11 protein-coding genes are annotated in these 14,678 nt (G+C 36.1%); 6 read left to right on the top strand and 5 right to left on the bottom strand.

Features of this window, described 5'->3' with window-relative positions:
• Positions 1-59: 59 nt before the first annotated feature.
• The 3 genes from LOK78_RS06500 to recR all read right to left on the bottom strand — a co-directional run bounded on the left by LOK78_RS06500 (position 60) and on the right by recR (position 3,190).
• Positions 60-1,376: a dihydrolipoamide acetyltransferase family protein gene (locus LOK78_RS06500; protein ID WP_232634377.1), complete on the bottom strand. Its 1,317-nt coding sequence runs from the start codon at positions 1,374-1,376 to the stop codon at positions 60-62.
• 76 nt (positions 1,377-1,452) lie between these two features.
• Positions 1,453-2,562, bottom strand: a complete 1,110-nt coding sequence (locus tag LOK78_RS06495) for a glycosyltransferase family 2 protein (protein ID WP_232634376.1) — start codon at positions 2,560-2,562, stop codon at positions 1,453-1,455.
• A 10-nt stretch (positions 2,563-2,572) separates the two neighbouring features.
• Complete coding sequence (gene recR / locus LOK78_RS06490) at positions 2,573-3,190, bottom strand: recombination mediator RecR (protein ID WP_053972422.1); 618 nt, start codon at positions 3,188-3,190, stop codon at positions 2,573-2,575.
• 74 nt (positions 3,191-3,264) lie between these two features.
• Between recR and LOK78_RS06485 the strand changes: the two genes are divergently transcribed.
• Positions 3,265-4,713, top strand: a complete 1,449-nt coding sequence (locus LOK78_RS06485) for a sodium:solute symporter (RefSeq protein ID WP_232634375.1) — start codon at positions 3,265-3,267, stop codon at positions 4,711-4,713.
• On the opposite strand, the gene LOK78_RS06480 is transcribed toward LOK78_RS06485, so the two are convergent.
• On the bottom strand, positions 4,684-5,046 hold the full coding sequence (locus LOK78_RS06480; protein ID WP_232634374.1) for a CoA-binding protein: 363 nt from the start codon (positions 5,044-5,046) through the stop codon (positions 4,684-4,686). The two genes, LOK78_RS06485 and LOK78_RS06480, sit on opposite strands and share 30 nt — an antisense overlap.
• Before the next feature lie 98 nt (positions 5,047-5,144).
• On the opposite strand from LOK78_RS06480, the gene LOK78_RS06475 reads away from it, so the two are divergent.
• Complete coding sequence (locus LOK78_RS06475) at positions 5,145-7,607, top strand: TonB-dependent receptor domain-containing protein (protein ID WP_232634373.1); 2,463 nt, start codon at positions 5,145-5,147, stop codon at positions 7,605-7,607.
• Between the two features lie 332 nt (positions 7,608-7,939).
• Here LOK78_RS06475 and LOK78_RS06470 read toward each other — a convergent pair whose 3' ends face one another.
• Positions 7,940-8,950 (bottom strand): 3-oxoacyl-ACP synthase III family protein, encoded by a 1,011-nt coding sequence (locus LOK78_RS06470; protein WP_232634372.1) that lies wholly within the window; start codon positions 8,948-8,950, stop codon positions 7,940-7,942.
• A gap of 188 nt (positions 8,951-9,138) precedes the next feature.
• Here LOK78_RS06470 and htpG point away from each other — a divergent pair, with 188 nt between their 5' ends.
• The 4 genes from htpG to LOK78_RS06450 all read left to right on the top strand — a co-directional run bounded on the left by htpG (position 9,139) and on the right by LOK78_RS06450 (position 14,674).
• Positions 9,139-11,025: a molecular chaperone HtpG gene (htpG, locus tag LOK78_RS06465; protein ID WP_232634371.1), complete on the top strand. Its 1,887-nt coding sequence runs from the start codon at positions 9,139-9,141 to the stop codon at positions 11,023-11,025.
• Positions 11,026-11,198: 173 nt separating this feature from the next.
• Positions 11,199-11,864, top strand: a complete 666-nt coding sequence (locus LOK78_RS06460; protein ID WP_232634370.1) for a carboxypeptidase-like regulatory domain-containing protein — start codon at positions 11,199-11,201, stop codon at positions 11,862-11,864.
• A gap of 3 nt (positions 11,865-11,867) precedes the next feature.
• Positions 11,868-12,872, top strand: coding sequence for a transglutaminase domain-containing protein (locus tag LOK78_RS06455; protein WP_232634369.1), 1,005 nt, complete (start codon positions 11,868-11,870; stop codon positions 12,870-12,872).
• A 143-nt stretch (positions 12,873-13,015) separates the two neighbouring features.
• Positions 13,016-14,674 carry a serine hydrolase gene (locus tag LOK78_RS06450; RefSeq protein WP_232634368.1) on the top strand — a complete coding sequence of 553 codons (1,659 nt, stop codon included), beginning with the start codon at positions 13,016-13,018 and terminating at the stop codon, positions 14,672-14,674.
• The last annotated feature ends 4 nt before the right edge of the window (positions 14,675-14,678 follow it).

Raw genomic sequence — 14,678 nt, 5'->3', positions numbered from 1 at the left:
GGTAAAGATAAATAAATAAAAAGGCCTTAATCAACATTAAGGCCCTATATATTCTAAATTTAAATCTCTCGATTAGGATCCCAAGCTTCCAAATAATTTTTTACGGCTTGAACAAATTGTCCTCCCAGAGCTCCATTCACCACTCGGTGATCATAAGAGTGCGATAAGAACATGCGGTATCTAATACCAATAAAATCACCTTCTGGTGTTTCTACCACAGCTGGCACTTTTCTAATAGCTCCCAAAGCCAATATCCCTACTTGAGGTTGATTGATAATAGGCGTTCCCATGACACTACCAAAGGTTCCTACATTTGTAACTGTGTAAGTTCCCCCTTGAATTTCGTCTGGCTTTAATTGATTCAATCGAGATCTATTAGCCAAGTCATTGACTTTTTTAGTCATTCCTACCAAGTTCAATTGGTCAGCATCCTTGATCACTGGAACAATTAAGTTGCCATCAGGTAAAGCTGCCGCCATCCCTAAGTTGATATGTTTCTTTTTAATTATTTTATCATCTTGAACAGAAATGTTCATCATTGGAAAATCTCTAAGAGCCTTTGCAATAGCTTCCATAAAGATTGGTGTAAACGTCAAGTTTTCGCCTTCACGCTTAGCAAAACTGTCTTTAACCTTTTTACGCCAGTTCCAAATTTTGGTTACGTCGGCTTCAATAAAACTTTGAACATGGGCAGAGGTTTGCACCGACTGAACCATATGATGTGAAATGAGTTTCCCCATTCTCGTCATTTCAATTACTTCATCATCTCCTGAAGGAATTGGAGCTGGTTTAGGAGTTTCCTTAACAGGTTCTGATTTTTGAGGAGCAGAAACAGCTTGCTGTTTTACTGGCGTCGCATCAGTTCTATTTTCCAAATAACTTAAAATATCATTTTTGGTAACGCGACCGTCTTTTCCTGTTCCTGGTAAGGCATCCAGTTCCTCTTGTGAAATATTTTCTTTTTGAGCTATATTTTTCACCAAAGGTGAGTAAAAACGATCTCCAGATGAAATTACTGGTGCTGCCGTATCTTTTGCCACCTCAACGGTTTGATTAATTTCAGACACTACATCAGCATCAACACCTTCCTCGGCTTCAACTTGGGTCTCTTCCTTTTTTGGTGCACTTGCTTCCCCTTCGGTTTCAATAATGGCGATAGTCTGCCCTACTTGGACAACCTCATCGGCTTCAAATAATTTTTCCACCAAAACTCCATCCACCTCACTAGGGACTTCACTATCTACTTTATCAGTTGCAATTTCCAATACTGCCTCATCGGCTTCAATGGTATCACCAACTTCTTTTAACCAAGATGTGATGGTTGCTTCTGCAACACTTTCACCCATTTTAGGGAGCTTTAATTCGAATTTTGCCATATCCTCAATAAAATGATGTTTTTTTATTTTTCGACTGCAAAATTACTGAAAAAATATCCAATTCACTGAAATTTTGCTAATCATTATTTTTTAAATAGATTAATTCGCCCCGATTTTTTGAGCTATTACTACCTACTAAGTAGTGTGATTTTTGCATTAAAAACTTAAAGGTAAGACTTTTACTTTCCCGCCACTCCAAAAGAAATCCTATAATTTCCTTAAATGTCAAAAAGTCTGTATCAAACACTACTTCATCCTCTTCCTGCAAATTCCCTATATCTTCCAACAACTTTAACGGTTTATTCAATTTCTGCCTTAAGTCTGAAGGAATTTTATCAGAAAACAGTACATAACGCTCCACTTGTTTCTTCTCTTCTTTGGGTTCTCGCCTCATTAAAAAGGCCAATTTGATGCCCAACCAAACAACGGCGTTAAACAACGGGTTCTTTTTAAAATGCTTTTGATAAAAAATCTGCATTGCTCCATAGAACCTTTTGGCATAATGTAAATTCTTTAATGTACTTTCTCCCTTAAAATGAATGACAGTAGTATCACCAAAATAAAAGTTTTGATACCCTTTCTTTATCGCCTTATAAGAAATATCCACATCTTCTCCATACATAAAATAATCTTCATCAAATCCGCCTATATCTTGATATACCTCTCGCTTTAAAAACATAAATGCCCCCACCAAAATAGGCACCACTCCTTGCTGGGTTTCCTCCAATTGATTGGCGTAATAGGCATTGGATTTTCCAATCATTTTTTTCAAAGCAACAAAAGGTTTCGGAGTATTTCTTTTGCTTTCTGGCAGAAATTTACCTTTCCCATCTATTAATCTGCAGCCTACAATACCGAGATTTTCTTTAGAATCAGAAAAGGATAATAGCTTCTCAAAAGTATCTTCTGCAACAACCGTATCTGGATTAAGAATACAGATAAACTCTCCCTGAGCCTGCTCCACTCCAATGTTATTCCCTTTTGAAAACCCTACATTTTCTTTATTTTCAATAAGCTTTACATTAGGAAATAGTTTTTTAACCATCTCGCAACTCTCATCTGAAGACTGATTGTCCACCACAATAATTTCGGCATCCATATGCCTAATAGCGGACTCCACACTTTTTAGACATAATTCTAAAAAATAGCGAACATTATAGTTTAATATGACAACTGAAAGTTTCAAAAATGTGGTGTTACGATTTTATAGACACCTCAAAAGGAATACGGTTTATGATACTTCTTCCCAAAGTAATTTCATCTGTGTATTCCAATTCATTCCCTACTGAAATTCCTCTAGCAATTGTAGTTGTTTGAACTTCGTAGTCCTGAATTTGCTTATAGATGTAGAAATTTGTGGTATCGCCTTCCATAGTAGATCCCAAAGCAAAAATAAGCTCTTTCACCTCACCCTGCTTTACCTTATCTACCAAAGGTTGAATATTAAGATCATTGGGGCCAATACCATCCATAGGAGAAATTTTACCTCCCAATACGTGATAAAGCCCTTTAAAGGAGCTGGTATTCTCAATGGCCATGACGTCGCGTATATCTTCCACCACACAAATAATCTCTGGATTTCTGCGGGGATTGGAACATATATCGCACAATTCCGTATCACTGATGTTATTGCAGCTTTTACATAGTTTAATTTGCTGTCTCAGCGATTTTAGGGCATCTGCCAATTGTATTGTTTGCCCCTCTGGCTGTCTCAATAAATGCAAGACCAACCTTAGCGCTGTTCGCTTCCCTATGCCCGGTAATTGTGACATTTCGTCAACAGCTTTAGCCAACAATTTTGATGAAAATTCCATAAGTGCGAAGTTACAACTTTACATTAAAGAAATACTTATACATTTGTAATTTGTAACCAGGAATTCTTAGCTTGATGTCGCCCATTGTTATTGCCAGTCTTATATTAGGTTATTTTATTGTTTTAATCGCCATTTCCTATTTTACAGGAAAAGAAGACACCAACGAAGCCTTTTTTAAAGCCAACAAATCAGCCCCTTGGTATTTGGTTGCTTTTGGTATGATTGGAGCTTCTCTTTCTGGAGTCACCTTTATTTCGGTCCCTGGTGCCGTTGAAGACAAACAATTTGGTTACATGCAAGTAGTTTTTGGCTATTTGTTTGGTTACATAGCCATAGCTTATGTACTCTTACCCATTTATTACAAACTCAATCTGACTTCCATATACACCTATTTAAGGGACCGTTTTGGAAACGTTTCTTATAAAACAGGTGCCATTGCTTTTTTGGTTTCTAGGATTGTAGGAGCTGCTTTCAGGCTCTTTTTGGTAGCCAATGTCATGCAACTATTGATTTTTGATCAGTTCAACATTCCTTTTGTGGTAACCGTATTGATTACCATAGGTCTTATTTGGCTTTATACTTTTAGAGGAGGAATAAAGACCATTATTTTCACCGATACCCTACAGACCCTATTCATGCTGGTCTCAGTTATTGTTACCATCATTTTTGTGGCTAGTAAAATGAACCTAAATGGCATTGGAGATATTTACCAAACGGTGGTTGCTAGCCCTATGAGCAAAATGTTTTTCTTTGATGACATTAACGATGCCCAATATTTTGTAAAAAGCTTTTTATCTGGAATGTTTATCACCATTACCATGACTGGTTTGGATCAGGACATGATGCAGAAAAATTTGACCTGTAAAAATCTAAAAGAAGCACAAAAGAACATGATATCCTTTAGTGTGATCTTGATTTTTGTGAATCTTCTTTTTTTAACCTTGGGACTATTATTGACCCAATATGCGAGACAAAATGGCTTTGATGTCAACAAAGATGATTTATTCCCTACCATTGCTATGTTACCAGATATCGGACTGGCCATTTCCGCCTTTTTTATTCTTGGTTTGATTGCCTCGGCATACTCCAGTGCCGACTCAGCTTTAACATCCTTGACAACCTCCTTTTGCATTGATATTATAGAATTGGATAAAAAACCGCAATCCAAACAAAAAGATATTAGAAAGATTGTTCATGTGTGCATGAGTCTTGTCTTAGTATTGGTCATTCTTATTTACGACCTCATTTTTAAAGATGTATCTGTTATCTGGGAACTTTTTAAAGCCGCTGGTTACACCTATGGACCACTATTAGGATTATTCGCTTTTGGTATTTTCACCAAGCAACAAATTAAAGATCACTGGGTATGGATCATAGCCATAGTAGCCCCGATTCTTTCCTATTTTATCAACCAATATTCCACCGTCATGTTTAATGGTTATCAAATAGGATTTGAAATTTTGATCATCAACGGGTTGTTGATGTTTTTGGGCTTAGTACTGATTCGTAGAAAGGAGCACTAAAGTACAAGACGCCTCAAAAGGAATCTTTGCCTCTCTTAATATTTGATATAGCTCTGGATTTTCGGTTCCTGGATTAAAAATAACCCGCTTCGGATTTAAGGAAACGATATAATTATAGTATGCCGTTTGATTTTTAGGACCAAGATATAATGTTATTGTATGGACATCATCATAAGGAACTAGCTCTGTTTCGATAGATATCCCAGACACTTGTCCTTCTCTTTTACCAAAAGCGACCACATCATATCCTCTATCTATTAGACGTTCCAATGCATAATTGGAATATCTGTTAGGTTTTGTCGATGCCCCCATCACTAAAGTTTTTTTGCTCATATGTTAAAGTGTTGTTAAGGATTTTTAAAGATAGTAACATCCATCCACAACAGACGTCTATACTTTAAACAATCAATCAAAAAATCGATCATCAAAGAATGAAATCATTTATTTTATTTCTTGGCTTGTTCATGTGTTTTACATTTACCTATAGCCAAACTTCAGTAAACTTATTGGATAAACAAGGACTCATTACCGGAAAAGTATTAGACTCCAAACTCCAACAACCCCTTCCCTATGTAACCATTGTAGTAAAAAACAAATCAGGTGTAACCATTACCGGAGGCATCACCGATGACAATGGCGACTTTAAAATCACATCCGTTCCTGATGGAGATTTGGTAGTAAGTGTGCAGTATATAGGATATAAAACCGTTTCAAGGAACATTACCATTGATAAAAACAATAAAAACATTGAGCTAGGTAATATTCTCCTAGAGGAAGAAGCAACGAGTCTCAATGAAGTGACTATCGTGGCCGAAACTTCTACAATCGAACAAAAAGTAGACAGAAAAGTGATCAATGTGGGAAAAGATTTAACTACTTCTGGGGTATCGGCTTCTGATATCATGAACAACATCCCATCGGTGAGCGTGGATCAACAAACTGGAAACATTAGTTTAAGAGGGAATGAAAATGTAAGAGTGATGGTAGATGGAAAACTTTCTAATGTGCCTGTGGCCCAACTTTTGAAACAAATCCCTTCCACATCCATTAAAAGCATTGAATTGATTACGAACCCTTCGGCTAAATACAATCCAGAGGGAATGAGTGGGATCATCAATATCATCCTTCATAAAAATACCAAACTTGGATTTAATGGAAATTTGAATTTTGGATTGACCAAAGAAATCAATGCGCGATTCAACAGCTCCATCGATATGAATTACCGAAATGGGAAATTTAATTTATATGGTAATTACGGAAACAATATTGGAAGCAACACCAATTACGGGACTATTTATAGAGCATTTAACGAGTCAGAACAGAATGTCAACTTCCTTAATAACAATAAATCCCATTTATATAAAGTTGGTTTGGATTTTTACATGAACGATAAAAACACGCTTTCGTTTTTTACCAATCAAAACCTTTATGACGGCAAAGGCAATGGAGTTACAACTATCTTTTATGACAATGCCCCTACAGAAATCCAAGATTCCAATGACGAAACAGATAATAATACCTCACAATATAACCTAGCCTATAAAAGGGAATTTAAAAAGGAAGGTGAGCAACTGGATATCGAAGTTGACTACAATGTTTTTGATCAAAACCAAACGGCCAACTTTGATTTCACCAATATTCCAACTACGGATTATACGGATCATGTGGATACCAATAGAGACCAAACAACTATTAACGTAGATTATGTCAATCCATTAAATGACAACACCAAATTGGAATTGGGAGGTGAAGTGCGTTTGTTTAATAGTGACATTTATTATGACTCCTCTGGGTTTACTTTTAATTCTGAAGGTAATATAGCCCCAACTCCAAGTACTGATTTTGATTATGGCAGAAACATCTATTCGGCCTATGCTACCTTTGGGAAGAACTACGAAAAATGGACCTATCAAGTTGGTGCTCGTTTTGAAAGTGTCACTGTTGATGCCGAGGCATTACGCTATACAGAATCAGGCACAGAAGTAATCCCTTTTGAGAATGATTACATCCAAGTGTATCCTTCAGCCTTTTTAACTTATAATCCTAGCGACAAAAATACTTATCAGTTAAGTTTTAGCAGACGTGTAGATAGACCTGGCTTACAACAAGTCAATCCCATTAGGGAATGGAGTACGCCTTTAATTTCCTCTTATGGGAATACAGAATTACAACCACAGTTTACGAACTCCATAGAAAGTAACTACACCCGAAAGCTTAAAAATGGTTCTTTGACGGCAGGTGTTTTTTACAGAATTATTGAAGACGAAATCAACCGTGCGGTTTTTATTGACCGATTAGATTTGGAAAAAGTCATCCTGTCTTATGATAACTTTAGCAACACCTCGGCTTATGGTCTAGAACTATCCAGTAATTACAGACCAACCAAATGGTGGAGCTTTAATGCCAGTTTTGATTTGTACTCCAGAAAACAAAAAGGCGTAACCGAAATCCTTTCAACAACGGTAGATAATGCAACCATTGATGATATTTCTACCCAAACAGTTACTGCAGACAATGTGGTATGGAATTTTAGAGTTTTCAATAATTTTAAAGTCACTAAACAACTTGCCTTATCGTTGTTTGCGATGTATCGTGGACGTGAAGAAGGCATTCAGCTTAACAGAAAACCCATGTATTTTGTTAATAGTGGGTTAAGGTATTCGTTTTTACAAGATCAACGTGCTACCTTTAGCTTTAATTACAATGACATATTCAACACCATGCAGTTTAGGTTTGACGGGGACACACCCTATCCATCTACTGGTGAGTTCAACTGGGAAAGCAATACCTGGAATGTCAGTTTAGCCTATAGATTTGGTGGTGGAAAATATAGAGCCTTAAGCAGAAAGCAACGTGACAATAACGTTAAATCTGGTGAAGGTGGATTTATGTAAGATATTTAATAGCCAATACATAATAGTTGATGGTTAGTGTTAATGTCAGGCTATTAAATAAGAAAACCCAAAGTGTCACTGCTTTGGGTTTTCGATTTGTATAAGGTTTGTTAAAACCTAGTTAAATGTGTTAATGTTTGAAATAATTTCAAGGTTTTACCGTCTATATAAATGAGTGATAAGTTTTAAGTAATTAAGGATTTATAGAACATTCTAATAAAACAGTTTCGTTTTATAAATTTAGTGTTAGTTAAGTTGGTTAATAGTGAAAAACCCGAGGTAATTTTAAAATGCCCCGGGTTTTTCTATTTATTTTAATTTTATTTTGAAATTTACCATTTTATAATGGCACTTCCCCAAGTGAAACCACTTCCAAAGGCTGCCAACACAACCGTATCTCCTTCCTTAATCTTCCCTTTTTCCCATGCCTCTGTCAAGGCAATTGGAATGGAAGCCGCAGTGGTATTTCCATATTTTTGAATGTTGTTGTAAACCTGGTCGTCAGACAATTTAAACTTCTTTTGAATGAATTGTGCAATTCTCAAATTGGCTTGATGCGGAATCAACATGTCAATATCCTGAGGCGTCAATTCATTTTTATTCAATCCTTCCATGATCACTTCACTAAAGCGAACCACTGCATTTTTAAAAACAAACTGTCCATTCATATACGGATAGTAGCTTTCATCCTGCTCACTGTTATCAGCCAATATATCGGTCACCCATCTTTTCCCCATTCCGGGAGCGATAAGACTTAATTCTTCAGCATGTTCCCCTTCAGAATGCAAGTGGGTGGATAATATTCCTTTTGTTGTATCCTCCGTTCTCGATAAAACGGCTGCTCCAGCCCCATCTCCAAATATCACCGAAACGCCTCGTCCTCGTGTGGTTTTATCCAAACCATGAGAATGAAGTTCGCTACCAATAACCAAAACATGTTTATACATCCCTGTTTTGATAAATTGGTCTGCCACAGATAATCCATAAACAAATCCAGAACATTGATTTCTCACATCAAGTGCTCCCACCGTTTTGATACCCAATTCCTTTTGAACAGTAACACCTGGACCTGGAAAGTAGTAATCAGGGCTTAAGGTCGCAAAGACAATAAAATCAATGTCATTTTTATCTATTCCGGCGCGTTCAATCGCAATTTTAGCTGCTTTAACGCCCATAGAAGAAGTTGTTTCCCCAGAACCGGGTTTCACCCAACGACGTTCTTGAATTCCAGTTCTTTCTTGAATCCATTCATCACTGGTATCCATCAATTGGGTCAAATCATCATTACTGACTACGTGGTCTGGCACATAATAACCTAACCCACTAATTTTTGAATTGTACATAAAATTTAGAACATATTTGCTTGTGCAATTTAATTAATTCACCCCTATTTTATCAATAAAACAAAAGCTATCGTTATGCATGCATAACATATACAAAATGTCACTTTGTCATCTTTTTTCGGTTGGTATTTTTTTTGACTACCACTTTTCGAAAATTATTAAAAAACAGAAATTAAATTTTAGATACTATGGCAAAAGGAAATATTAATGTTTCGGTTGAAAATATCTTTCCATTAATTAAGAAATTCCTGTACAGTGATCACGAAATCTTTTTGCGTGAGCTAATCAGTAACGCGACAGATGCGACTTTAAAACTAAAGCATCTTACAGGTATAGGAGAAGCCAAGGTTGAATATGGCAATCCTCTTATTGAGATAAAAGTAGATAAAGATCAAAAAACCCTTCACATCATTGACCAAGGTATTGGTATGACGGCAGAAGAGGTAGAAAAATATATAAACGAGGTTGCTTTTTCGGGTGCCGAAGAGTTTTTAAACAAGTATAAAGACTCTGCCAAAGATAGTGGCATCATTGGGCACTTCGGATTAGGTTTTTACTCAGCATTTATGGTGGCCAGTAAAGTTGAAATCATTACTAAATCTTATTTAGAAAATGAGGAAGCTGTACACTGGACTTGTGATGGGTCTCCAGAATTTACCCTTGAACCGCATGATAAAACCGAAAGAGGTACTGAGATCATTCTTCACATCAATGATGAAGACAAAGAATTTTTAGAAGATTCAAGAATTAGGGAGTTGTTGGTGAAATACAACAAGTTTATGCCTATTCCAATTAAGTTTGGAACAAAAACGGAAACCCTACCAAAACCAGAGGATGCTAAAGAAGATGAGCCAGCTCCAACCCAAGAGGTTGATGATATCATCAACAACCCAACTCCGGCTTGGACCAAACAACCAACCGATTTAGAAGATGAAGATTATAAAAACTTCTATCGTGAGCTTTACCCAATGCAATTTGAGGAGCCTTTGTTCCACATTCATTTGAACGTAGATTATCCTTTCAATTTAACGGGAATCCTTTATTTCCCTAAAATGACCAATGACCTAAACGTTCAAAAGGATCGGATTCAATTGTACCAAAACCAAGTGTTTGTTACCGATAATGTAGAAGGAATTGTTCCTGAATTTTTAACCATGTTGCGAGGGGTTATTGACTCTCCAGACATTCCTTTGAATGTTTCGCGTTCTTATTTACAGGCAGATGGTGCGGTTAAGAAAATTTCTTCTTACATCACCAGAAAAGTAGCCGATAAATTAAAATCTCTTTTCAACAACAATCGTGAAGATTTTGAAAAGAAATGGAATGACATCAAAATTGTTATTGAATATGGAATGCTTTCAGAAGAAAAATTCTTTGAAAAAGCTGAAGCATTTGCACTTTATCCAACAGTTGATGGAAAATATTATACATATGAAGAATTGTATAACGCCATTAAGGCCAAACAAACTGACAAGGACGATAAATTAGTCATCCTTTATGCCTCTGATAAAGATGCCCAACACAGTTATATTGAAGCAGCTCAAGCCAAAGGCTATGAAGTATTGTTCCTTGACTCACCTATTGTTTCTCACTTAATGCAGAAATTGGAAGGATCTAAGGAAAATATCACCTTTACTCGTGTGGATGCAGATCACGTTGACAATTTGATCAAAAAGGATGAAAATAAAATCTCTAAATTAACAGAAGACCAACAAAAGGAATTGGATGAGTTATTAAAAGAGGTAATTCCGGCGGAGAAGTTTACCGTGAAATTAGAGAACATGGATAGCGATGCTGCACCATTTATGATTACCCAACCAGAATTTATGCGTCGAATGAAAGAAATGCAAATGACTGGTGGTGGTATGTTTGGAATGGGTAACATGCCAGACATGTACAACCTAATTGTCAACACAAATTCAGAATTAGTTGGAGAAATCATTAGCACCAAAACCCGTAAGAAACAAGAACGTTTAATCAACCAAAGTTTGGATTTAGCGCGCTTGTCCCAAGGTTTACTTAAGGGTGAAGAATTGACTAACTTCATTAAAAGAAGTTATGAAATGATCAAGTAAATGGTCTTTACATAAATGAAAAATAAAAGCCACTTCCCAACGAAGTGGCTTTTTTATTGGCGACAGCCTCATTAAATAGCCCCCTTAACTCAACCAAAGGGAGCTTTTGCTAAGTATGGATTTTATCATGGGTAATTCTTGAATAGGTTTGAGAAACTTTAAATTTCTAAATCATGAAAAATCAATTTAACTTAAACATCAAAACACCTTGCCAAGAGAATTTCAATTCATTTAGAAAAACCCCTAACGGTGGATTTTGTCAATCCTGCAAGCACGAAGTAGTCGATTTTACGACTATGGACCATAAAGAAATCTCTCTTTACTTCAGTTCAAAAGAGAATAATAATACCTGTGGTAGATTTAAGCAATCACAATTAGCCGCTTTTACAATTCCGGTAAGCAAGACTAAGATTAATTTCTTTAAAGGCATTGGATTGGCTTGTATTTCCTTTTTCTCTCTACACAATTTACAAGCCCAAGATGTAATCAAACAAACAGACTCCATGAACAATAGCACCAACATTCAAAACCAGGTTGCAAATAATCCTATAACAGTTTCAGGTATGGTTACAGAAAATTCAATACCATTACCCGGTGTAAACATTCTTTTACAGGGAACGAACATTGGAACAACCTCAAATTTTGATGGGTATTTTGAGTTTCCTAAAAAATTAAAAAAAGGCGATGTGCTTTTGTTTAGCTTTATAGGCATGGAATCCCAAAAGGTGGTTATAGAGGACGAATCTTCACCTCAATTAGAACTAAAAGTCAACATGAATTCCGATTCCTATATCTTAATGGGAAAAGTTGCTGTAAAAGAAGTTTATAAATCCAAGTAAACCATGAAGTATTCCTTTTTGATAGGCTTGTTCTTCATTTGGAAGTTAAGCTTTGGGCAAATTTTAGATTTCCATACGGTAGATTTTTCAAAGGCCGATTACATGGCCAAATTGAATCACGGCAGGAGCCTTGACAATTTGCCATTACTTGCACATCGTTTAACTTCCAATCTCACCACTGATGTTGAAAAATTTAGAGCTATTTATACGTGGGTATGTTATAATATTCAAGGGGATGCTGCTCAGGATTCTAAGGTTAGTAGGAAACGGAAAAAATTTAAAAATGATAGTATTTCCTATTTAGACTGGAATGACTCCTTCAAAAAAAAGGCGTTTAAACAGCTTCTCAAAAATAAAAAAACCATGTGCACGGGTTATGCTTATTTAATAAAGGAGTTATGCTTTTTAGCGAATATTGAATGTCAGATTATTAATGGATATGCACGAACAGCCGAGGCCAATATTGAAGAACTTGACATCGCTAATCATTCTTGGAATGCAGTGAAACTAAATAATAAGTGGTATCTATGTGACGCTACTTGGTCCAGTGGATATTTTATAAGGGATGTATTCATTAAAGATTTTAATGAAGGTTACTTTTTAGCAGATCCTGTGCTTTTTTCTCTTAGCCATCGCCCGTTGGACAACCAATGGTTACTAAATGATGATCTGACTAAAAATCCATTTACTCCCGCCCCTATCGTTTATGGAGAAACCTTTAAAAACCAAGTAGTCCCAGTTTATCCAAGGGAATTCCATATTTCAACCAAGAAGGGTCAGGAAGTTACGTTTAGCTTACATCCTCTAAATCCTAAATTTGAAGATTCCATTTCCTTGGTCCATTTTGTGGGTGTTGAACAACGACCCTTTTCTATTTATGACATAAAAAATGAAGGCGAAAAGATTTCCTTTAAATATACTTTTAAACATAAAGGCACTTATGATGTCCATTTAAAAGTTGGCGATGACATAGTGGCCACCCATACTGTACAGGTAGATAACAAATAAAAAATCTCTGAACCTGTTTAATTATTGAAAGGGTAGCGTTTAAAATAAATGAGAATGAAATCCCAAAACCACAACCCTCTATTTTTAAACCACTTGAAGTAAATTGTCCCTAATTTTTGTATTTTTAATTAAACAATTTTCTCATGACCATTTCAAAAATCCCTCAACCATTTCTACTGCTCCTTTTTCTGTCAACAATTTTAAATGCCAGTCTTTTTGCCCAATCCATTGAAGATGACATAAGCGCCTTAGTTAGTAAAGAATATCCCGAAGGAGGACCAGGGGTATCTATTTTAGTAGCCAAAAATGGGAAACCCATTTATAAAGAAGCATTTGGAATGGCCAGTATCGAATTAAACGTTCCAATGACCCCTGAAAATGTATTTGAAATTGGTTCTATTACCAAACAATTTACTGCAATTGCTGTTCTTATGTTAAAAGAACAAGGAAAGCTGAACCTTGAAGATGACATTACAAAGTACCTTCCAGATTACCCAACACATGGAAATTCAATCACGATTCACCATCTTCTTAATCATACCTCGGGCATCAAAAGCTATACAGATATGCCCAGTTTTATTCAAGAAGCACGAACCGACTTCACGCCGCTGGAATTGATCGACACCTTTAAAAACGAACCCATGGATTTTGAGCCGGGAGAAAAGTTTAGATATAATAATTCTGGATATATTTTATTAGGCTATATCATTGAAAAAGCAAGCGGTGAAACCTATGAAGATTTTATTGACAACCATATTTTTAAACCATTGGGCATGTCTAGTTCCTATTATGGCTCCAACTTAGAAATTATAACGAATAGGGCCTCTGGATACCAACAAGTGGAACAAGGGTTTGCCAACTCAAATTATATTAGCATGACCATTCCTTATGCAGCCGGTTCTTTGATGTCTACCACCACAGATTTATTGAAATGGCAAAATGCTTTAAATTCTCACCAACTTATCACCAATGCCTCTTATGAACTTGCCATTCACGGTTCTACCCTTAACAATGGTGAGCATATTGATTACGGGTATGGCTTAAGTGAAATGACTATTCAAGGTTCCCAAGCCATTTCACACGGAGGGGGTATTTTTGGTTATACAACCATGGGAATTTACTTTCCAAAAGAAGACATATTTGTTTCTGCTTTAAGTAATTGTTCCTGTAAAAATGTAACTGGTTTAGCCAATAAAATTGCAGCCATCGCGATTGGAAAACCGTTTCCTAATGTGGACGACGCTATTACTTTAAATGAGACCCAATTAAATAAATGGTTAGGAGCTTATCAATTTGAAAATGATATTGTAAGACATATTACTTTAGACGAAGGCAAACTATACAGTCAAAGAGAGGGAAGCACCAAGCTTCCTATTTTTCCATTATCAGAAAATCAATATCTATTTGAAGATGTTATTTATACGTATGATTTTTTTGAGGAAGACGGTGTCAAAAAGGTTACATTCAAATCACCATCCAATACCCAAATAGGCATCTTTACAAACAAACTTCCTCCTGCGGAAAGAAAAACTATCACCTTGACCGAAAAAGAAATAGAGCCCTATGTTGGTAAATATGAATTGATGCCTGGATTCATACTTACCTTTACCAAAAATGGAAACAAACTTTTCACCCAAGCTACAGGACAGCCGCAATTTGAAGTTTTCCCTGAAAGTAAAGACACCTTTTTTCTAAAAGTAGTTGAAGCGAAAATCATATTTAAAAAAGACACTCAAGGTAAAATTACCAGTCTTGATTTACACCAAAATGGCGTCATTCAGAATGCCAAAAAAATTGAATAAAGCC

Origin of the sequence: Mangrovimonas futianensis (assembly GCF_021245805.1) — a bacterium.
Lineage (GTDB): Bacteria > Bacteroidota > Bacteroidia > Flavobacteriales > Flavobacteriaceae > Mangrovimonas > Mangrovimonas futianensis.
Note: the sequence above shows the minus strand (reverse complement) of the source record. Positions and strands in the feature narration are given on the sequence as shown.